This is a genomic window from Catenuloplanes sp. NPDC051500, assembly GCF_044454585.1.
Classification (GTDB): domain Bacteria; phylum Actinomycetota; class Actinomycetes; order Mycobacteriales; family Micromonosporaceae; genus Catenuloplanes.
Genome location: NZ_JBITDX010000034.1, coordinates 47,499 through 67,564 on the forward strand (window position 1 = coordinate 47,499; position 20,066 = coordinate 67,564).

The window sequence follows — 20,066 nt, forward strand, 5'->3', positions numbered from 1 at the left end:
ACGATCTCGACATCCGAGTGTCCACGAGGGGCCGTCGCACCGCCAGCTTGTTACCGGGGGCGGGCCGGCGCGCCCAACTCCTCGCTGAGTGCCTTCGCGCACGTGAGGAGCGACTCCAGCGCCGGCGTCAGGTCCGGCAGGTCGCCCGCTCCCAGGACGGCCACCGTGGCGCACAGGCCTATCTCGTCGAAGACCGGTGCCGCGACCACGAACGAGCCGCCGCTCTGCCGCACGAAGCTGAACCCGCGCTCGCCGGCCGTCTGCACGTCGGACTCCAGGCGGGCCCGCTCGGCCGGCGATATTCCGGCCGCGAGCTGCTCCATCAGGGACGGTTCCGAGTGGGCGAGGAACACCCGGGTCTGCGCCGCGTCCACTGTGAGCTTGGTGCCGGCGTGGACGGTGACCACCACCATCCGGCTAGTGTCTTCCTCGACGAGCGCGACGACCGGGCCCTGCGTGCCGCGGACGCTCAGCACAGCTGTCATCCGTACCGCGGTGCAGAGCTTCTGCAGGTGGGGGCGGGCGATCTCGACGACCCGCTGACGCCCGAGCGCGAGTGCGCCGAGTTCGAGCATCAGCGGGCCGAGCGCGAACGTGCCGCGACGCGAACCCCGTGCCAGGATGCCGGCCGCCACCATCGACGCGCAGTAGCGGTAGGCGGTGGTGCGGTTGAGGCCGGTGCGCTCCGCGACGTCGGCCGCGGACAGCTCGGGCACCCGGGGACCGAAGAGCGCGCAGATCTGGCCGACGCGGGCGACCGCCCGGATGTCGGAGGTCGAGGCATCGCTCGGGTCAAGGTTCGCCATTGAAGAATCCTAAAATAGGGGGTACGGACGGTTAGCCGACCAACCAGTTGTTGAGCTTCGTCGTGACCGCGTCGAAGTTGGCTGCGTACCAGCCGACATCCTGCTGCACGGTCCTGCCGGTGTTGACCGGCCCGTAGACCTCGACCTTCTTCGCGTTGGCGGACAGCGCGGGCTTGGCCGCCTTGTTGACCGGCGCGGTGCCGAGCGCCGCGGAGATCGCCTCCACGTCGGCCGTGCTGACGAGCGTCTCGAGGAACCGGCGCGCGGCCTCGGCCTTCGGGGAGCCCTTCGGCACGCCGAACCCGTTGAGCGCGGTGACTGTGGTGTCCCAGCAGATCGTGAGGTCGGTGCCGGCGTCCAGCAGCGGGACCAGGCGGGAGTCGGGGAGCACGAACACGTCGACCTGGTTCGCGCCGACCGCCTGCTGCAGCGCGCCCACGTTCGGCGCGAACGTGGTGGCGGACCGGATGGTGTCCAGCTTCTTCAGCGCCCGGTCCACGTCGAGCGGGTAGAGCGCGTCCGGTGCGACGCCGTCCGCGAGCAGCGCGTACTCCAGGATGCCGTTCTGCACGTTGGTGAGCAGGCCGCGCTTGCCCGGGAACTTCTGCAGGTCGAAGAAGTCCGCGGGCGTCTTCGGGGCCGCTGCGGCGGGGTACGCGGAGGTCCGGTACGCGATTGGATTCGCGTTGATCCAGTTGGCGATGTAGCACTTCCCGATCGCGCCGTCGACGAGTGTGGACTTGTCGACGCCGGAGAAGTCCAGCTCCTCGAAGAGCGTGCCGCAGTTCTGCTCCGCGGCGGCCGGGGCCAGCGCCACCACGTCCCAGCTCACGTTCTTGCTCATCACCTGCGCCTTGACCTGTGCGAGATCGGGCGGGGAGGTGTTTGTGAACGTCACGTTCGGGTGCGCGGCGGTGTACGGCTTCTGGTAAGCGTTGATCATCGCTTCCTGGCCGGCGCCGCCGTACGCGGTGAAGGTCAGCGTGACGTCGCCGTCCGGGTTGACGGTGGCGGCCTGCCCTCCGCATGCGGCGAGGACTGCGGACATCAGGGTGGCGCTGAGGACTGTCAGCGCACGGCGGGGTGCGGACATCTGTGTCACTTCCTATACAGAGGAGGGGATTGCGGTGGTGACGAGTCGCTGCCGGGCGACGGGCCAGGACGCGATCACGGTCTGACCGGCGGCGATCGAGGTCTCTTCGGGGCCGAGCCGCGCACGCCCGGCGAGTCCGGAGCGGCCGAACGCGAGCAGGACCGTGCGGTAGGAGCCCATGTACTCGACCGCGGTGACTGTCGCGGAGACCGAGTTGCTGCCGGGGGCCGCCTCGCCGGCGAGCCGCAGGTCCTCGGGGCGCACGACGAGCGCGGTGGGGGAGCCCGTGGGGGCGGCGTCGATCGCCCAGACCGAGTCCTCCCACACCGCCTTGCCCTCGGACGGGGAGAGCGGGAAGACGTTCGAGTCGCCCAGGAACCGGGCGGTGAAGAGCGTCTCCGGCCGCCTGTAGAGCGCCTCGGGCGTACCCACCTGCTCGATCTTTCCGTTGTTGAAGAGCGCGATGCGGTCGGAGAGGTTCATCGCCTCCTCCTGGTCGTGCGTGACGAAGACGAACGTCGTGCCGACCTCCTGGTGAATGCGGTGGATCTCGGCCTGGAGCACCGCGCGCAGGTTCCGGTCGAGTGCGCCGAGCGGCTCGTCGAGCAGCAGCGCGGCCGGCCCGAAGACGATCGCGCGGGCCAGTGCCACCCGTTGCTGCTGGCCGCCGGAGAGCTGGGACGGGTAGTGCCCGTCCCGCCCGGTCAGCTGCACCAGGTCCAGGACGTCGGCGACGCGGCGGGCGATGTCCGGCTTGGAGACCTTCCGTTCCTTCAGCGGGTACGCCACGTTCTGCGCGACGGTCATGTGCGGGAACAGCGCGTAGTTCTGGAACAGCATGCCGAGGTTGCGCTTGTGCGGCGGGAGCGTGCTGACGTCCGCGTCGTCGAACGCGATGGTGCCCGAGGTGAGCGTCTCGAAGCCGGCGATCAGGTTGAGCGTGGTGGTCTTGCCGGAGCCGCTCGGGCCGAGCAGCGTCATGAACTCGCCGGGCTCGATGGTGAGCGAGACGTCGTCGACAGCGGGCACGGCGAGCCCGTAATCCTTCGTGACATGTGTGAGGCGGATCCGGGTGGACATGGGAGGCTCCTAGGAGGACTTGCGGCGGCCGCCGACGAACTGCAGGACGAGGCAGATACCTGTGACCGCGGTGACGACGACGCTTGAGGACGCGGCGATCGTGGGGTCGATCTCGACGGTGACGCTGTTGTACATCTGCACGGGCAGCGTCTGCAGCGCCGGCGAGCGCAGGAACAGCGCGATGACCACCTCGTCGAACGAGGTGACGAACGCGAACACCGCGCCGGTGATGATGCCGCGGCTGATCAGCGGCATCGTCACTGTGATGAAGGTGCGCAGCGGGGTGGCGCCGAGCGAGGACGCGGCCCGCAGCAGCTTCGCGTCGAAGCCGCCGAGCGCGCTGCTGACCGAGACCAGCACGAACGGGACGCCGATCGCGGCGTGCGCCAGGACATATCCGGCGAGCGTGCCGACCAGCTGCCATTGCAGGAACGAGATGTAGATCGCGACCGCGATGACGATCGCGGGCGTGACCATCGAGATCATCAGCACGGTACGGGCGAACCGTGCCAGCCGCCCGCGCAGGTTGTGCAGCCCGACAGCGGCGGCCGTGCCGGCCACAGTGGCGAGCAGCGCCGCGAGCGTGGCCACGACGACGGAGTTGCGCAATGCGTCCAGCCACACCGGGTCGGTGAAGAAGTTCCGGTAGAGCGTGAGCGAGAAGCCCTGCGGCGGGAACTGGAACGTGGTCGCCGAGCTGAAGCTCATCGGGATGACGAAGAGCGTCGGCAGCACGAAGTACAGCCCGACGACGAACGCGATCAGCTTCAGCCACCAGGGGACCGGGTCCACCCCGCGCACGCGCCGTTGCGCGCGCGGGGTGGAGATCTGAGTAGTCATGGCCGGTCCTTCGTGGGTGCGGAGGCGGCGACGCCGATCGCGGAGATCGTGCCGCCGAAGCGGTTCGCCCAGGTGACAAGCGCCAGTGAGACGACCAGGACGAGGATGCCGAGCGCGCTGGCGCCCGGGAAGTCGAGCAGCTGGGTGGTGCGCTGGCCGAGCAGCTGGGCGACGAGTGAGTTCTGCGGCGAGCCGACCAGCGCTGGCGTGACGTAGAAGCCGAGGCTGAGCGTGAAGACCAGGACCAGCCCGGCCACCACGCCGCCCCGGGACAGCGGCCAGTAGATCTTCCAGAACGCGGCGATCGGGTGGGAGCCGAGACCGCGGGCCGCGAGCAGCAGCCGGCGGTCGATGCCGCTGAGCGCGCTGAACAACGGCAGCACCATGAACGGCAGCAGCACCTGGCTCATCGCGATCGTCACGCCGGCCACCGACTCGTAGAGCACCAGGTCCCAGCCGAAGAGTCTGAAGAACGAGTTCACCGGGCCGCCGCGCTGCAGGATGATGATCCACGCGAAGTTGCGGGCCATCACCGAGGTCCAGAACGGGACCAGGACGATCACCATGAGCAGCCCGCGCAGGCGGGGGCCGGCCCTGGTCATCAGGTATGCGTACGGGTAACCGAGCAGCACCGCGATCAGCGTGACGATCGTGGCGGTCAGCGCGGTGCGGGCCAGCACCCTCAGCGTGACGCCGTCGGTGAACAGTGCCGTGTAGTGGTCGAGCGTCAAGGCGGGCGCGTCGACGCTGTAGGTGAGGCTCCGGCCGAGCGGTGCCAGCAGGATCACGGCCAGTAGAGCGAGCGCCGGCAGGACCAGCAGCCATTGCGGGCTGGGGATCCGGCGCCTCGGTGGGTCAGCCATTGGCACGCCTCCGTGAACGGTCCGGGTGTGACCGGGGTCCCAGTAGAGCAGGCGAATGTTCATAATGCAATGAGCCAGTCCGTATCGCGAACGCAACATTGACGCGATAGTGCCCTGACTACGGGGCGAGGGCTAGACGGCAGGGTTGTTCATACCTATCGTGAACATCCATTACGGCATCCGAACATCAGGAGGCACGCATGGAGACGCTGCTCAAGGTCCTCGAAGGCACCGTCGACCTCCACTGCCACAGCGGCCCGAGCCCGTTCCCGCGGCGCTTCGACCACGTGGAGGCCTCCTACGACGGGGCCCGGATCGGCATGCGCGCGATCCTGGTCAAGTCCCACCATCACAACACCGTGATGGACCTGCTCGCCATGAAAACGCAGCTCAAGGACGCGCCGACCGCGATGTACGGCGGCGTCGCGCTCAACTCCGAGGTCGGCGGCATCAACCCGTCCGCGGTCGCGGTCGCGATCACCATGGGCGGAAGGTGCGTCTGGGCCCCGACCGTCTCGGCAGGCCGGCACCTCGACGCGCACAGCCACGACGACGGCTTCCCGAACAACACCGGCAACCTGTACGAGGAAGAGGTCTCGATCTTCGACGCGTCGGGGGCGGTCTCCGCAAGCACCGACCTGGTCACGCGGCTGATCGCGGACGCCGGGATCATGCTCACCGGCGGGCACCTGGCCGGCGAGATCCAGGCTGAGCTGTTCAAGACCGCCCGTGCCAACGGCGTCACACGGCTTCTTGTTCACCATCCGGACTTCATCGTGAATGTGTCCGAGGCCGCGCTTGACCAGCTGCTCGGCCACGGCGCGTTCATCGAGCACGAGCTGGCCATGTACCACCCGGGCGTCTCCGCGCCGCAGTGGCCGATCTCCCGCCTGGTCGACTGGATCCGGAAGGTCGGGCCGGAGCGCACCGTGCTCGACTCCGACCTTGGGCAGCAGGGCAACCCGCTGCCTGTCGACGCCTATCTCCTGATCATCCAGCAGCTGCTCGACAGCGGGATCTCCGCGGCCGACGTGCGCCAGATGATCTGCAAGAACACGGCGTACCTGCTCGGGCTGGAGGAGAGCAACCGATGAGGCACGCCGCGAAAGTGATCATCACGACGGCCGTCACCGGGTCGGTCAACGTACCCTCGCAAAGCCCTTATCTGCCGTTGACCACCGCGCAGGTGGTCGAGGCCGCGGTCGAGGCGGTCGAGGCCGGGTCCGCGATCGTCCACCTGCACGCGCGCCACCCGGACGGGCGGCCGGCCTGGGAGCCGGAGGTGTTCGCGGAGATCGTCCCGGCGATCGAGGAGCGCACCGACGCGGTCATCAACATCTCCACAGGCGGCTCGTCCGCGATGACCATGGACCAGCGGCTCGCGGCGGCGACGCAATTCCGGCCGGAGCTGGCCTCGCTCAACATGGGCTCGATGAACTTCGTCTACTCCGGGATCGCCTCTCGCGTGACCGATTGGCGGCATGACTGGGAGAAGCCGTACGTCCTCAACACGTACAGCCAGCCGTTCATCAACACGTTCGACCGGATCGAGCACACGCTCCGCACGCTCGGCGCGAACGGCACCCGCTTCGAGTACGAGTGCTACGACATCGGGCACCTCTACACGCTCGCGCACTTCATGGACCGGGGCCTTGTCGAAGCGCCGCTCCTGATCCAGGGCGTGTTCGGGATCCTCGGCGGGATCGGCGCGGACCACGAGAACCTCACCCACATGGTGCGCATCGCGGACAAGCTGTTCGGCGACGACTACGCGTTCTCCGCGTTCGCGGCCGGGCGCGACCAGATGCAGTTCGGCACGCACAGCGCCTGGCTCGGCGGGCACGTCCGGGTCGGGCTCGAGGACAGCCTCTGGATCGGCAAGGGGCGGCTCGCGGAGTCAAACGCGCAGCAGGTCACCAAGATCCGGGCGGTCCTCGACGACCTCGGCAAGCAGATCGCCACCCCGGCCGACGCGCGCGTGATGCTCGCGCTGCGCGGCCGAGAATAGGAGCACACGATGAGCACCTACGCCGCCGACGACATCCGTTCCCGGCTCGCGGCCCCGGCGCGCCAGACCGATCTCAGCACACCGATCCGGCCGTCGCAGTGGATCGAGTTCCTGTCGCATCCGGCGGCCGAGACCGCGCCGGGCGGCAGCCGCACCTGGATCGCCCGCGCGGCCAACCTGGTCATCGCGTACACGGACGCGAAGGAGGGGGACACGTTCCCCCGCATCGGGCAGCCCGACGAGTACGCGGTCCTCATGTACTCCGGCAGCGCGCCGATCACCGTCGTCTCCGGGCCCGTCCCTGGTGGGCCTGCGGTCCCTGGTGAGCCTGCGGTCTCTGGCGAGGCGACGGGCTCTGGTGCGTCCGGGGTGGCCGGGTTCCGGGAGTCGATCGCTGAGGAGGCGTTCGTCGTCGTGCCGCCCGGCGACAGCGAGATCCGCGTGGACGGCGACGGCATCCTCATCCGCGTCTTCTCCTCCACCGCCCCGGACCTGTGCGCGTCCGCGCTCAACGCGTCGGTCTACGCCGCACCCGACCCGCGCGCCGCCCCGCTGGTCCCGTGGCCGGACCCGGTCGGCGGCTTCCGGCTGCGCGTCTACCGCCTGGCCGAAACGCCGATCGCCCCGGACCGTTTCGGCCGGATCTTCCGCACCACCAACCTCATGGTCAACTTCCTGGCCGAGGAGCCGCAGCCGCGCGACCCGCACAAACTCTCCCCGCACCACCACGACGACTTCGAGCAGATCTCGCTCGCGGTCAAGGGCCGGTTCGTCCACCACATCCGCTACCCGTGGGGCCCCGACTCCGCCCGCTGGCAGGACGACGAGCACCGGGAGATCGCCACGCCGTCGATCTGCGTCATCCCGCCGCCGACAGTGCACACCACCCAGGGCGTCGGCGACCACCAGCAGCTCATCGACATCTTCTCCCCGCCGCGGGCCGACTTCTCCGCAAGCGGCTGGGTCCTCAACGCCGACGACTACCCGGCCGCATGAACGGCCTGCTCCGCCTCGCGCTGGCCCGCGGTACGCCCGCGCTCGGCACCTGGGTCAAGATCCCGGCGATGGAGGTGATGGAGCTGATCGCGCTGGCCGGCTTCGACTTCGCCGTCATCGACCTCGAACACGCGCCGATCGGCATCGAAACCGCGTACCGCCTGATCGGCACCGCACTCCACACTGGCGTGGCCCCGGTCGTCCGCCTCCCCGGCCTCGATCCCGGCCTCGCCCAGCGCCTGCTCGACGCCGGCGCCGAGGGCCTGATGATCCCGCACGTCGACACGGTCGCCGAGGCCCGCGCCGCCGCCTCCGCCGTCCGTTTCCCGCCCCTCGGCACCCGCGGCGTCGGCTCCACAAGCCGCGCCGGTGCCTGGGGCGCCCTCCCACGCGACGTCTACCTCAGCCAGTCGCCGGTGCTGATAACCCAGATCGAGAGCGCCGAGGGGGTACGCAACGCAGCCGCGATCGCCGCCCTGGACGGAGTCGACGCCCTGCTTGTCGGCACCGCGGACCTCTCGGTCAGCCTCGGCCTGCCGGAGAGCGACCCGCGCGTCCGCGAGCTGATCGCGCAGACGGTCCGGCAGGCGCACGCCGCAGGTGTACCCATCGGCAACGCGGGCGGCGCCACCGCGGAGGCCGCCCGCGCTTCCGCCGAGGCCGGTTTCACCTTCACGATGCTGAGCAACGACGCCAGCCTGCTCGGCGCCGCCGCCCGCACCGCTGTCGAGGCGGCCCGCGCGGCCGTGACCATCAGCGGTTCCGCTCAGGGGGCCGGTACCACGGCCCGGGGAACCGGTGACGCCACTTACGGAGCTGGCGGCCGGGCCAGCGCTACAGACGAACCATCACCCGGAATGGGCGGTGACGCAGGCGCCACCGGCGGCCCGGCGCATGCGATTGACGATCAGACTGACGCCCCGGCTCCCGCGGCCGAGAGGTCAACCGCCGCCGGAGGCGGGTCGGCTCGTGCGACCGCTGAGGGCGGCGACTCGACTGGTGCGGCAGTTGCCGGCGGCGAGTCGTCTGGTGCAGTCGGCGAGTCGTACCCCACCGTCGTAGAGGCGGACCGTATCGGAAGAGGAACACATGCCTGAACAATCACTGCCACTGGCGGGCAAGGTCATTCTGATCGTCGGTGCGAGCGCCGGAATCGGTGCGGATACCGCAAGGGTGCTTGCCGCGGACGGGGCGTCGCTGATGCTAGTCGCGCGCGGCGAGGAGCCGCTCGCCACGATCACCGCTGAGTTGTCGGACGCCGGCCATCAGGTCGCGTTCACCAGCGGTGACATCTCCCGCGCGGACGACGTGGCCCGGTTCGTCGACGAGACCGTGGCGCGCTACGGCCGGCTGGACGGCGCGTTCAACAACGCGGCGATGACCCAGGGCGGCCGCCTCGACCAGGTGCCGGAGGAGGACTTCGACCGGATCATGGCGGTCAACGTGAAGGGCACCTGGCTCTGCCTGCGAGAGCAGGCCCGCGTGATGCTTGCGCAGGGCTCCGGCGCGATCGTCAACGTCAGCAGCATCGGTGGCCTGCGCGGTAGTTCCGGCATGGGCGCCTACCAGGCAAGCAAACACGCGGTCATCGGCCTGACCCGCACCGCCGCGCACGACTTCGGCCCGCTCGGCGTGCGGGTCAACGTGATCGCCCCCGGCCCGACCGAGACCCCGATGCTCGACGAGACCCGGCGCAACGTCCCAGGCGGCGTCGAGAAGCGCATCGCGGCCACGCCGCTGCGCAAGGCCGGCACCGGTGCCGAGGTCGGCGCCACAGTCTCGTTCCTGCTCAGCGACCGGGCCGGCCACCTCAGCGGCGTCATCCTCCCGGTGGACGGTGGTTTCCTTGCCTGATCAGCCGATCAACGTCCCACCGGCCCCGCCCCCGGCCCTCGGTGCTGCGCCGCACGCCGGTCCCGGGCCGGATCGGGGAGCAGCCCGTGCGCGGGAAACCGGCATGATGCCGGGGATCGGCACGTTGCGGCTGCCCGCGCGTATCCACGTCGGCTACGGCACCCGGGCGCAGCTCCCGGCGGTCGCGGCCGTGCACGGGCGGAGGGTGCTCGCGGTCGTCGACCCGTTTCTCACGCGTACCCCCTTCTTTGATGATCTTGTCGGGGGGATGACCGCGGCGGGCCTCGAGGTGAAGGTCCACTCGGACGTCACGCCGGAGCTGCCGGTCGGCACGCTCGACGCAGCGGGGGAGATCGCCCGCGACTTCGGGCCGGACGTGATCGTCGCGATCGGGGGCGGGAGCGCGCTCGACGCGGCGAAGCTGATCGCGCTGCTTGCGGCGCACGGGGGGCCGCTGTCGGCGTACTACGGCGAGAACCTGGTGCCGGGCCCGGTGGTGCCGATCGTGGCGCTGCCGACGACGGCCGGGACCGGGTCCGAGGTGACGCCTGTCGCTGTCGTCTCCGATCCGGGGCGGGAGCTGAAGGTCGGCATCTCAAGTCCGTTCCTGGTACCGGCGGCCGCGATCGTCGACCCGGAGCTGACGCTTGACGTGCCCGCCACAGTGACCGCCTACTCCGGGATCGACGCGCTTGTGCACGCGGTCGAGTCGTACACCGCGAGGGCATTTGATCTTGATTTCGGCGGCACGCTTCCGGTCTTCACCGGGCGGAACGCGCTGATCGCGCCGATCGCGTTGCGGGCCGCCGCGCATCTCGGGCCGTGGCTGCCGGTAGCTGTCGCCACGCCAGGTGACCGGGAAGCCCGCCACGAGGTCGCGGTGGGTGCGCTGCTCGGCGGCATCGCGTTCGGGTCGACAGGCACGCACCTGTGTCATGCGCTGCAATATCCGATCGGCGCGCTCACCAAGACGCCGCACGGCCTGGGCACTGGGCTGATGCTGCCCTACGTGATCGACGCGATCGGGGACGCGCCGGGTATGGCGGCGCGCCTGGCCGAGCTGGGTGCCGCGATCGGCGGCCCGGGATCGCTGCGGGACCGCGTCGTCGAGATCAACAGGCAGATCGGCGTGCCTGCCACGCTCGCGGAGATCGGCGTGACGCGCGACATGCTGCCGCACATCGCGGAGCTGGCGACGGCGTCGAAACGGCTGATCGCGATCGCGCCGATCGATCCGGCCCCGGACGTCCTGCTCGACATCCTCCACCGCGCCCTTGAGGGAGTGCTGACATGAATCTCCTGACCGACCTGTTCATCGACGGCCGGTGGCGGCCCGGCGCGGACGGGCGCCGCTTCGACGTGATCGACCCGGCGGACGGGTCCACGATCGCGGCGTTCGCTGCCGCGACGGAGCAGGACTGCCTGGACGCGGTCGACGCGGCAGCGAACGCGCAGCCCGGCTGGGCCGCGACCGCCCCGCGTGAGCGCGGCGAGATCCTGCGCGCCGCCTACGAGATCCTGACCGCGGAGACTGAGACGTTCGCCGAGATCATGGTGCGGGAGAACGGCAAGGCGTGGGCGGACGCGATCGGCGAGGCGACCTATGCGAAGGAGTTCTTCCGCTGGTTCTCCGAGGAGGCGGTCCGGATCGCCGGCGACTACCGGCTGTCGCCCGCGGGGGACAAGCGCATCGTTGTCGACCGCGCGCCGATCGGAGTGTCGCTGCTGATCACGCCGTGGAACTTTCCGGCCGCGATGGCGACGCGCAAGCTCGGCCCGGCGCTCGCGGCCGGGTGCACCACGATCCTCAAGCCGGCCCGGGAGACGCCGCTCACCGCGGCCTACGTGGTCGATGTGTTGCGCCGCGCCGGCGTACCCGCGGGGGTGGTGAATCTGGTGACGCCGGTACCGACCGGTCCGCTTGTCAAGCGGATGCTGGACCGGCCGGAGGTGCGGAAGCTGTCGTTCACCGGGTCGACAGAGGTCGGCCGCGAGCTGCTGCACGCGTGCGCGGACACCGTGGTCAGCGCGTCGATGGAGCTGGGCGGCAACGCGCCGCTGATCGTGCTGCCGGGCGCGGACCTGGACGTCGCTGTCGAGGGCGCGCTGCTTGCGAAGATGCGCAACGGCGGCTCCGCGTGCACCGCGGCGAACCGGTTCTACGTGCACGATTCCGTGCACGACGAGTTCGTGGCACGGTTCGACGCGGCGCTTGCGGCGATCCCGGCCGGCCCCGGCCTGGACCGGGCGAACGGGCTCGGCGCGCTCGTCTCGGTGGCCGAGCGGGACAAGGTGGCGGCGCTCGTCACGGCCGCGGTGGCGGACGGCGCCACGCTCCGGCGCGGCGGGCGGGCCTCCGAGGTCGGTGCGTTCTACGACGCGACGCTGCTCACCGGCGTGCGGCACGGCTCGGCGATCACCACGACGGAGATCTTCGGCCCGGTCACGGCAGTGGTCCGCTTCGACGACGTCGACGAAGCGGTCCGGATGGCGAACGACACGATCTACGGCCTGATGGGGTACGTGTTCGGCGAGGAACGGGAGGCGGTGTCCGTCGCCCGGCGCCTCGAGGCCGGCATGGTCGCTGTCAACCGGGGCGTGGTCAGCGACCCGGCCGCGCCGTTCGGCGGCGTGAAGCAGAGCGGACTCGGCCGGGAGGGCGGCTCCGAAGGCATCACGGAGTTCCTTGAGGAGAAGTACATCGCGCTCACCGCGGACGGGCAGCGGTGAACGCGGCCGGCGCGCTTGCCGGGCTGCTCCGGGACGGGATGACGATCGCGGTCGGCGGGTTCGGCCTGTCCGGGAACCCGTTCGACCTGATCGAGGCCGTGCGGGACGCCGGCGCCGGTGATCTGACGATCGTCTCCAACAACATGGGCATCGACGGGTACGGCCTCGGCCTGCTCCTGGAGGCCAAGCTGGTCCGCCGGGTCGTCGCGTCGTACGTCGGGGAGAACCGGCTCTTCGCCCGGCAGTACCTGGACGGCGTGCTGGAGGTCGAGTTCGTGCCGCAGGGGACGCTCGCGGAGCGGCTGCGGGCCGGCGGCGCGGGCGTGGCCGCCTTCTACACGCGCACCGGCGTCGGCACGCCGCTCGCCGAGGGCAAGGAGGTGACTGACTTCGACGGCGTGCCGCACGTGCTTGAGCGGGCGATCCGGCCGGACCTGTCGCTTGTTCACGCGTACCGGGGCGACCCGGCAGGCAACCTGCGGTACCGGCTGACGGCCCGCAACTTCAACCCGGTGGTGGCGGCCGCCGGTCTGGTGACTGTTGCCGAGGTGGAGGACCTGGTCGATCACCTCGACCCGGACGACGTGCACACGCCCGGCATCCACGTGCACCGGCTGGTTCCGGCCCGGCCCCGGGAGAAGCCGATCGAGCAGCGTACCGTCCGAAGTGGAGCGGCCTGATGCCTTGGAACCGTGACGACATGGCCGCGATCGCCGCGGCGGAACTGACCGACGGCTCCTACGTCAATCTCGGCATCGGCATCCCCACGCGCGTCGCCAACCACCTGCCGGCCGGCGTCTCCGTCTCGCTGCAGAGTGAGAACGGGCTGCTCGGGATGGGGCCGTTCCCACCGGCCGGCGCGGAGGACGCGGACCTGATCAACGCGGGCAAGCAGACGGTGACGCTGCTCCCGGGCGGCAGCTGCTTCGACTCCGCCGACTCGTTCGCGATGATCCGGTCCGGCCGGATCGACGTGGCAGTGCTCGGCGCGCTTCAGGTGTCCGCCGCCGGCGACCTGGCCAACTGGACCGTGCCGGGCGCGATGGTGAAAGGCCCGGGCGGCGCGATGGACCTGGTCGCGGGCGCCCGGCGGGTGATCGTGCTGATGGAACACGTGGCCAAGGACGGCAGCGCCAAGATCGTTGAGGCGTGCACGATGCCGCTTACCGGCCTCGGCGTCGTCGACCGGATCATCACCGACCTGGCCGTCTTCGACGTGACCGGCGACGGGCTGGTGCTGCGGCGCACCGCCCCGGACGTGTCCGAACAGACAGTCAGGGAGCGCACCGCAGCACCGTTCACGTCACCTCGTTGACCGCCGGGCCACCGGCCGTCACAGGGCGCCGTTCGCCCTGGCGATGTCCTTGTTGCGCTCGTGCTCCGCGTGGGTGGCGGCGAACGCCGACTTGCCGCTGTCGTCGATCGCCACGAAGAAGTACCAGTCGCCGTCCGCGGGCTTTTCCGCCGCCTCGAGCGCGCCCTTGCCCGGGTTGGCGATCGGTGACGGCGGCAGACCCTCATTGAGGTGCGAATTCCACGGATTCTTCCGGTCCTGGAGTTCGGCCTCGGTGAGGCTGCCGGAGTTCTTCGCCTTCTTACCCTGCTTCATCAGGCCGTAGTTGATCGTCACGTCCAGCCGCAGCACCGGCTTGAAGCCGATCTCGTCGCCCGGTTTGAACAGCGTGTTGTAGATGACCCGGGCCACCTTCGGGAAGTCCTCCGCGATGCCGGCCTCGGACTGGGACAGCGACGCCACCATCAACGCGTGACCTTCGTCGACACCCGGTTCTTCAGGTCGAGAAGCATCTCCAGCGCATCGGCAGCCTTCATCTGCTTCTTCACCGTGTAGAAGCCGACCTGGATGCCGGTGCTGGCCGGGTTCGCGTCCGCGGCGACGATGAACGCCTTCACGGACTTGACCACGTCCTGCTTGTACAGCGCATTCCCGATCGAGGTGGCGGACGCGCCGGTCTTCACCTCGACCATCGCCTCGCCATGCCCGGGGCCGCTGTAGTCGGGCGTGGTGAAGCGGTCCTTCAGCCTGCCGAACCCGAGAAAGCCCACACCGCCCACGAGCAGCACCACAAGCACGAGCGCGACGGCCATCGGCCCGCGCTTCCTGCCGCGCCAGTGCAGCGGCCGACCCTTCTGCGGCTGCCGCTCATCATGCGCATCGTCGAACATCGGCTCCGCCTCCCACCGGTCCTGCTGAATCTCGGACACCCTAATGGGTAGCCCGCCGCCGTGCTCGCCGTCGGGTGGCGCTGTCCAGAAGACGTTGCCGGGGCGCCTGAGGTTGCTCCTGTCGATGACACAATGGTCGCCCCTACTCAATGAAGGTGATCATTGTGACCGGTACTGAGGTGATCGTCGCCGCGCTTGCCGCAGGCGCGGTGGCAGGCTCGACGGACGTGGCGAAATCCGCCGTCTCGGATGCGTATGCGGGGCTCAAGAGCCTGCTGCGGGGAAAGCTGGCGGGGCGGGAGGCCGCGCAGCAGTCCCTGGAGGCGGTCGAGACCGAGCCGGGCCGATGGCAGGCGATGCTCGGCGCCGACCTGGCCGAGACCGGCGCCGACAGGGACGAGCAGGTCCTCGCCGCAGCCCGTGAACTGCTCAACCTGGCGGGGGTACGCGCCGGGAAGTACCACGTGGACCTGCGTGACGCGAAGGGCGTGCAGGTCGGCGACGTCAACGTCCAGCACAACACGTTCGGCTGACCCGGCAGCAGCCACGTCATCCGCGCCTTCACGAAGCAGTACGGCGCGGATCCGGGCCGGCGGTGACCGCCGTCGGGGAGTCGTTGCGAGATGCTGACAATCTCCAGACAACCCGGTGCCAGGCTGGCGGGCATGTTTCTACAGTGGACTCCTGTGACGCGGAGGGCGGCCGCGGCCGTGGCGGTGCTGAGCGCCGCGACCTACCTCGCGGTCGCGCAGCTGGACGCCGAGGCGGTCGCCCGGCCGGAGGGTGCGCTCGGCGTCTACACCGGCACGCTCGATTCCGCCGAGCTCGACACGTTGCGTGACGCCGGTCTGGACCCGCACGAGATCGACCAGGCGCCGCAGCCGTCCGGCGACGTGGAGGTCGAGGTGGTGCTCGGTCACGACCGGGCGCGGCAGCTCGTCGAGACCGGCGTGCCGCTGACCGCGAAGCAGGCTTCGGCCGCCGGCGCACCCGAGGTCTTCCGTCCCTACGCCGGCCCCGATGGGCTTCGTGACGAGCTGGCCGGGCTCGCCGCGGCGTACCCCCGGATCGTTTCGCTTCAGACGATCGGGCGCAGCGCGCGTGGGGTGGAGATCCAGGCAGTCAAGATCACCCGCGATGCGCGGGAGACCCGGGACGGCAGCCGGCCCGCGGTCCTCTACCTCGGTGCGCAGCACGGCCGGGAGTGGATCACGCCGGAGATGAACCGGCGCCTGATCCGCCACGTCCTCGCCGGGTACGGCACCGACGCCGCCCTGACGAGCCTCGTCGACACGACGGAGCTGTGGTTCGTGCCGGTGGCGAACCCGGACGGCTACGACTACACGTTCACGCCCGGCAATCGGCTCTGGCGCAAGAACCTGCGGGACAACGACGGGGACGGGCGGATCTCCGAGAACGACGGCGTCGACCTGAACCGCAACTTCGCGGAGAAGTGGGGCTACGACAACGAGGGCTCGTCGGACAATCCGGCCGCGGAGACCTACCGCGGGCCCGCGCCGCAGTCCGAACCGGAGACCGCCGCGCTCGACGGCCTGTTGACCCGGATCGGGTTCGAGTTCCTCGTGAACTACCACTCCGCCGCCCAGCTGCTGCTCTACGGCAACGGCTGGCAGGTCGGCACGCCCAGCCCGGACGATCAGATCGCGGTCGCGCTTGCCGGTGACGACGCCCACCCGGCGATCCCCGGCTACGACCCGGGGCTCTCCGCGGAGCTGTACACCGCGAACGGTGACACGAACGTGCACGCCCAGACGCGTACCGGCGCGATCGGTTTCGCCCCTGAGATGTCCTCGTGCGGCACGGCGGCGGAGAGCGTGGCGGACGACAGGTGGGAGGCGGACGACTGCCCGAGCGAGTTCGAGTTCCCGGACGGCGAGCGGCTGGTGCAGGACGAGTTCCTGAGAAACCTGCCGTTCGCGCTGGCGGTCGCCCGGTCGGCGGCGAACCCGGCCGGGCGGGCACCCGCGCTCGTCGCGGACCCGTTCCCGGTGTCCTACGGGGAGACTCAGCAGGTGGCGGTGACCGCCCGGCGCGACCTCCCCGGCCTGCAACTTCACGTCACAGTCAACGGGGGTACGGAACGCGCGCTCCCGGTCGCGGAGTGGCGCGGCGGCGAGCGCTACGGCCGGGGAGCCGACCGGTACTACGCGGAGTTCCGCGGCACGGTCCCGGGGCAGCGGCCGGGGGACCGGGTCACTGTGCGGTTCGCGGACGAGGGCGGGCACGTGACGGAGCCGTTCACCTACACCGTGCACGAGGACATCGGCGGTGACGTGCTTGTCCTCGCGGCCGAGGACGTCACGGGAGTCGCACCTGACAACACGGACGGCGCGACCACCGCCCGGTACGCGGACACGCACGTGGACGCGCTCCGGAACGCCGGCTTCTCCGCAGACGTGTACGACGTGGACGCGTACGGCGGCCGGGCGCCACATCCGCTCGGCGTGCTCTCGCACTACCGCGCGGTCGTCTGGGAGACCGGCGACGACATCGTTCCGCAGGTCGCAGGGCAGCACTTCACGGCCACCACGCGGGAGGCGGTCCGGACCGAGCGGGCGGTCCGCGACTACCTCAACGAGGGCGGCCGGCTGGTGTTCGCCGGGCAGTACGCGGGCTACGCGTACCGCACCGACCTGGGTCAGTTCTACCGGCCGGAGGGCCCGGGGGAGTGCCTCAGCTTCGACGATCCGAGCTGCCAGGCGGCGGGCAACGATTTCGCGCAGTACTGGCTGGGTGCCGCCGAGTACATCGAGAACGGGGCCGCCGCGCAGCTCGGCGGGAAGACCGGCGCGTTCGCGGGCTTCACGGCCGAGCCCGGCGACCAGGCGCACAGCTCGTCGTTCGTGAGCCTGTCGTCGGTGCTGCCGCGGGAGACGTTCCCGTGGTTCGACAGCGCGGCGGCGATCAAGTGGCAGCCGGGCGGCCGTCCGGCTGATGCGCCGTACACCGGGGAGTTCGCGCTCTTCAGCGGGCGTGCGGACAACTCCTACAAGCGGCTCGGCACGACACTGGACGTACCTGCCGGTGCGCGGCTGCGGTTCCGCACGTCGTTCGACACCGAGGCGGAGTTCGACCACCTGATCGTGGAGGCGCACGTGGCCGGCACCGACGACTGGACGACGCTTCCGGACACCGGCGGCCTGACCCGTCCGGACCTTGTCGAGTGCGACGCCGCCGGGCACCCGTTCCTGTCCCACTACCGCACCGGGTGTGAGCCGTCCGGGACCACAGGAACCTGGAACGCGGCCTCCGGCGACAGCGGCGGGTGGCGGGACTTCGACGCGGATCTGTCCGCCTACGCCGGGCGGCAGGTCGAGATCGCGGTGTCGTACGTGTCGGACGGCGCCTACCAGGCCCGCGGCGTGCTCCTCGACGATCTGCGCGTCGAGGCCGGCGGCGCGGTGCTCGCCGGGACCTCGTTCGAGGACGGCCTGGGCGGCTGGTCAGTTGCCGGGCCACCGGACGGCAGCCCGGTCCCGGCCGGCGACTGGACCCGCACGCGCGAGTCGTTCACCATCGGCGCCGGCCTGGTGACCGACTCGACGGTCCTGCTCGGCTTCGGCCTCGAACGACTCGCGGCCCCCGACCGCGAGGACCTCCTGGCCCGCGCCTTTCGCCACCTGAAGGTCACCGCGGGTCGCGGAGCAGCGCGCTAGGAAGCGCCTCGTTGAGCCAGGCCTCGGACTCGTCGAGCGTCCACCCGAGGTCGTCCGTGCGGATGAAGTAGGCGGCATTGCAGAGATGCAGCCAGAGCAGGTCGGTGGCGCGCGCGACGTCGACGTCCTCCCGGAGGGCGTCGAGCGTCGCGAGCCGCTGGGCGGTCAGCGCCAGGCCGTGCCGCATGCTGGCGTGGGCGATCTGCTGGATCTCGCGCACGGTCGGCTCCTGCGGGGCGGCCGCGACGACCTGGCGCATCAGCCCGGACCACTCGGCGAACTGCTCGCGGGTGGCGTGCACGATGAAGCGGACCAGCTCGTCCGGGTCGGTGGCCTCGGTGATCCGGGTCAGGATGCGCGCGATGTCGTCGGCGCCGGTGCCGGACTCGATAAGCGTCCGCAGCAGCCCGTGTTTGCCGCCGCCGACCGCGTAGACGGTGGCCGGTGCGACGCGCGCGGTCCGGGCGATCTCCTCGACCTTGGTGGCGAAGTAGCCCTGCTCGACGAAGAGCACACGCGCCGCGTCGATGATCGACTGGCGCGTGTGCTGGGCGTACTCGGCCCGCCGGCCGTTCGGTGGCACGTGCGGAATCGTACTTGCTACTGTTCCATCAGAGTCGACTCTGACGAGTATGGCCAACTATATGAAGGGTAGTATCCCTCTGATGAAGGCCCTCTTCACGACGTTCCCCGCCTACGGCCACCTGCTGCCGATGCTGCCGCTTGCCCGCGCGGTCGCGGCCGCCGGCGACGAGGTCGTGATAGCCACGCACGCGGAACTGCACGGCACCGCCCCCGACCTCACGATGCGCGCGGTCGGCCCGGCGCTGGCCGCGGTGATCGCGGAGAACGAGTCCCGCTTCAAGCAGGACGTGCTCGACTACCGCAGCGACGGCGACACCGACGGCGCGCCCGACCTGCTCGCCGCCACTGTCGCCCTGTTCACCACCACCTACGCGGACGTGGTCTTCGACGACCTGGTCGCGCTGGTCACGGCCGAGCAGCCAGACGTGATCGTCGCCGAGATGTGGGACTTCGTGACGCCGCTCGTCGCACAGCGGCTCGGCATCCCGTTCGCCACGTTCACACACAGCCCGGCGACCGTGATCGACCCGGTGCTGGCGGCCGGCGCGGCGAAGGCGGGCGCCCAGCGCGGCCTGACCGAACCCACGCCGCTGGCCACGATCCAGCTGTGGCCGGAGTGGCTGGAGACGCTTCCGGTAACACCGTCGGACCCCGCAATCGCCATCAGCAGCAGCGCCTACGACACCGCGACCCCGGCCGGCCTCCCCGCGTTCGCCGGGGACCGCCCGGTCGTACTTGTCACGCTCGGCACCGTGGTCGACGACCTCGACCTGCTCCGCTCCGCGGTCGGCGCGGTCCTGGACTCCGGCGCCGACGCACTTGTCACCACAGGTTTCACCGCGACCCCCGAAGACCTTCAGGCAGACCCTTCGCGGGTACGGGCGGTGTCGTTCGCCCCGATCGGCCAACTGCTCGACCGGGTCCAGGCGGTCGTTGCGGCCGGCGGGTCCGGCACCACGCTCGCCACGCTCTCCCGCGGCCTGCCGATGCTCTTCGTGCCGCGGATCGCCAACCAGCCGCAGGTCGCGGCCGCGGTGACCGACTTCGGGGCCGGCCTCACACCGGGGTCGGTCGGGACGGCCGTGTCCACGCTGCTCGACGATGTTGATCTTCGCCGCCGGGCGGCCGAGGCCCGGGACCGTCTCGCGGCCCGCCCGTCCCCGGCCGCCGTCTGGTCCACGCTCCGCGACCGCATCGCCTGACGCGCGGGTCTAATCCTGTTGGTGGTGTTGGGTGGGTTGGCTGCGGTTCTTTCGCCTCCGGCGGCCCTCCGGGGGGAGCGCTCCGGCTCCGGGGCAACCGGAAGCGCAGGTCAGCTTCGCTGGTAGAGCTTTGTCGGTGGTCGGGTTT

Annotated in this window: 20 protein-coding genes; 12 read left to right on the top strand and 8 right to left on the bottom strand. The window is 70.5% G+C overall.

The features are described from left to right. Positions 1-50 precede the first annotated feature (50 nt). The 5 genes from ACIA8K_RS38315 to ACIA8K_RS38335 are packed head-to-tail and all read right to left on the bottom strand — an operon-like array spanning position 51 to position 4,682. A complete protein-coding gene (locus ACIA8K_RS38315) occupies positions 51-806 on the bottom strand; it encodes an IclR family transcriptional regulator (RefSeq protein WP_396068397.1) in 756 nt (251 codons plus the stop codon). Between the two features lie 31 nt (positions 807-837). Then, a complete protein-coding gene (locus ACIA8K_RS38320; RefSeq protein WP_396068398.1) occupies positions 838-1,899 on the bottom strand; it encodes an extracellular solute-binding protein in 1,062 nt (353 codons plus the stop codon). Between the two features lie 12 nt (positions 1,900-1,911). After that, complete coding sequence (locus ACIA8K_RS38325; RefSeq protein WP_396068399.1) at positions 1,912-2,979, bottom strand: ABC transporter ATP-binding protein; 1,068 nt, start codon at positions 2,977-2,979, stop codon at positions 1,912-1,914. 9 nt (positions 2,980-2,988) lie between these two features. Next, positions 2,989-3,819: an ABC transporter permease gene (locus tag ACIA8K_RS38330; protein WP_396068400.1), complete on the bottom strand. Its 831-nt coding sequence runs from the start codon at positions 3,817-3,819 to the stop codon at positions 2,989-2,991. Then, positions 3,816-4,682 carry an ABC transporter permease gene (locus ACIA8K_RS38335; protein WP_396068401.1) on the bottom strand — a complete coding sequence of 289 codons (867 nt, stop codon included), beginning with the start codon at positions 4,680-4,682 and terminating at the stop codon, positions 3,816-3,818. The genes ACIA8K_RS38330 and ACIA8K_RS38335 overlap by 4 nt, the downstream gene beginning before the upstream one ends. Positions 4,683-4,882: 200 nt before the next feature. On the opposite strand from ACIA8K_RS38335, the gene ACIA8K_RS38340 reads away from it, so the two are divergent. From ACIA8K_RS38340 to ACIA8K_RS38380, 9 genes are all read left to right on the top strand, one after another. Next, positions 4,883-5,776, top strand: coding sequence for a DUF6282 family protein (locus ACIA8K_RS38340; RefSeq protein ID WP_396068402.1), 894 nt, complete (start codon positions 4,883-4,885; stop codon positions 5,774-5,776). Further along, positions 5,773-6,690, top strand: a complete 918-nt coding sequence (locus ACIA8K_RS38345) for a 3-keto-5-aminohexanoate cleavage protein (protein ID WP_396068403.1) — start codon at positions 5,773-5,775, stop codon at positions 6,688-6,690. Before ACIA8K_RS38340 ends, ACIA8K_RS38345 begins: the two co-directional genes overlap by 4 nt. Before the next feature lie 9 nt (positions 6,691-6,699). Continuing rightward, positions 6,700-7,686, top strand: coding sequence for a hypothetical protein (locus ACIA8K_RS38350; protein ID WP_396068404.1), 987 nt, complete (start codon positions 6,700-6,702; stop codon positions 7,684-7,686). Beyond that, the gene (locus ACIA8K_RS38355; RefSeq protein ID WP_396068405.1) at positions 7,683-8,783 is read left to right on the top strand and encodes an HpcH/HpaI aldolase/citrate lyase family protein; all 1,101 of its coding nucleotides are present in this window, start codon (positions 7,683-7,685) and stop codon (positions 8,781-8,783) included. Before ACIA8K_RS38350 ends, ACIA8K_RS38355 begins: the two co-directional genes overlap by 4 nt. After that, complete coding sequence (locus ACIA8K_RS38360; RefSeq protein ID WP_396068406.1) at positions 8,776-9,540, top strand: SDR family NAD(P)-dependent oxidoreductase; 765 nt, start codon at positions 8,776-8,778, stop codon at positions 9,538-9,540. Before ACIA8K_RS38355 ends, ACIA8K_RS38360 begins: the two co-directional genes overlap by 8 nt. A 103-nt stretch (positions 9,541-9,643) precedes the next feature. After that, positions 9,644-10,834, top strand: coding sequence for an iron-containing alcohol dehydrogenase (locus tag ACIA8K_RS38365; RefSeq protein WP_396068407.1), 1,191 nt, complete (start codon positions 9,644-9,646; stop codon positions 10,832-10,834). Continuing rightward, complete coding sequence (locus ACIA8K_RS38370) at positions 10,831-12,270, top strand: NAD-dependent succinate-semialdehyde dehydrogenase (RefSeq protein ID WP_396068408.1); 1,440 nt, start codon at positions 10,831-10,833, stop codon at positions 12,268-12,270. Before ACIA8K_RS38365 ends, ACIA8K_RS38370 begins: the two co-directional genes overlap by 4 nt. Next, positions 12,267-12,950 carry a CoA transferase subunit A gene (locus ACIA8K_RS38375; RefSeq protein ID WP_396068409.1) on the top strand — a complete coding sequence of 228 codons (684 nt, stop codon included), beginning with the start codon at positions 12,267-12,269 and terminating at the stop codon, positions 12,948-12,950. The genes ACIA8K_RS38370 and ACIA8K_RS38375 overlap by 4 nt, the downstream gene beginning before the upstream one ends. After that, entirely contained in the window at positions 12,950-13,585 is a 636-nt protein-coding gene (locus tag ACIA8K_RS38380; RefSeq protein ID WP_396068410.1) for a 3-oxoacid CoA-transferase subunit B, read from the top strand. Before ACIA8K_RS38375 ends, ACIA8K_RS38380 begins: the two co-directional genes overlap by 1 nt. An 18-nt stretch (positions 13,586-13,603) precedes the next feature. On the opposite strand, the gene ACIA8K_RS38385 is transcribed toward ACIA8K_RS38380, so the two are convergent. After that, the gene (locus tag ACIA8K_RS38385; protein WP_396068411.1) at positions 13,604-14,029 is read right to left on the bottom strand and encodes an endolytic transglycosylase MltG; all 426 of its coding nucleotides are present in this window, start codon (positions 14,027-14,029) and stop codon (positions 13,604-13,606) included. Next, the gene (locus tag ACIA8K_RS38390) at positions 14,029-14,493 is read right to left on the bottom strand and encodes an endolytic transglycosylase MltG (protein WP_396068412.1); all 465 of its coding nucleotides are present in this window, start codon (positions 14,491-14,493) and stop codon (positions 14,029-14,031) included. The genes ACIA8K_RS38385 and ACIA8K_RS38390 overlap by 1 nt, the downstream gene beginning before the upstream one ends. Positions 14,494-14,618: 125 nt before the next feature. On the opposite strand from ACIA8K_RS38390, the gene ACIA8K_RS38395 reads away from it, so the two are divergent. Further along, the gene (locus ACIA8K_RS38395; RefSeq protein ID WP_396068413.1) at positions 14,619-14,987 is read left to right on the top strand and encodes a hypothetical protein; all 369 of its coding nucleotides are present in this window, start codon (positions 14,619-14,621) and stop codon (positions 14,985-14,987) included. A gap of 132 nt (positions 14,988-15,119) precedes the next feature. After that, complete coding sequence (locus tag ACIA8K_RS38400; protein WP_396068414.1) at positions 15,120-18,131, top strand: M14 family zinc carboxypeptidase; 3,012 nt, start codon at positions 15,120-15,122, stop codon at positions 18,129-18,131. Here the strand turns inward: ACIA8K_RS38400 and ACIA8K_RS38405 are convergent. Then, positions 18,103-18,714, bottom strand: a complete 612-nt coding sequence (locus tag ACIA8K_RS38405; RefSeq protein ID WP_396068415.1) for a TetR/AcrR family transcriptional regulator — start codon at positions 18,712-18,714, stop codon at positions 18,103-18,105. The genes ACIA8K_RS38400 and ACIA8K_RS38405 overlap by 29 nt on opposite strands. An 82-nt stretch (positions 18,715-18,796) precedes the next feature. Between ACIA8K_RS38405 and ACIA8K_RS38410 the strand changes: the two genes are divergently transcribed. Then, positions 18,797-19,918, top strand: coding sequence for a glycosyltransferase (locus ACIA8K_RS38410; RefSeq protein WP_396068416.1), 1,122 nt, complete (start codon positions 18,797-18,799; stop codon positions 19,916-19,918). Positions 19,919-20,066: the final 148 nt, after the last annotated feature.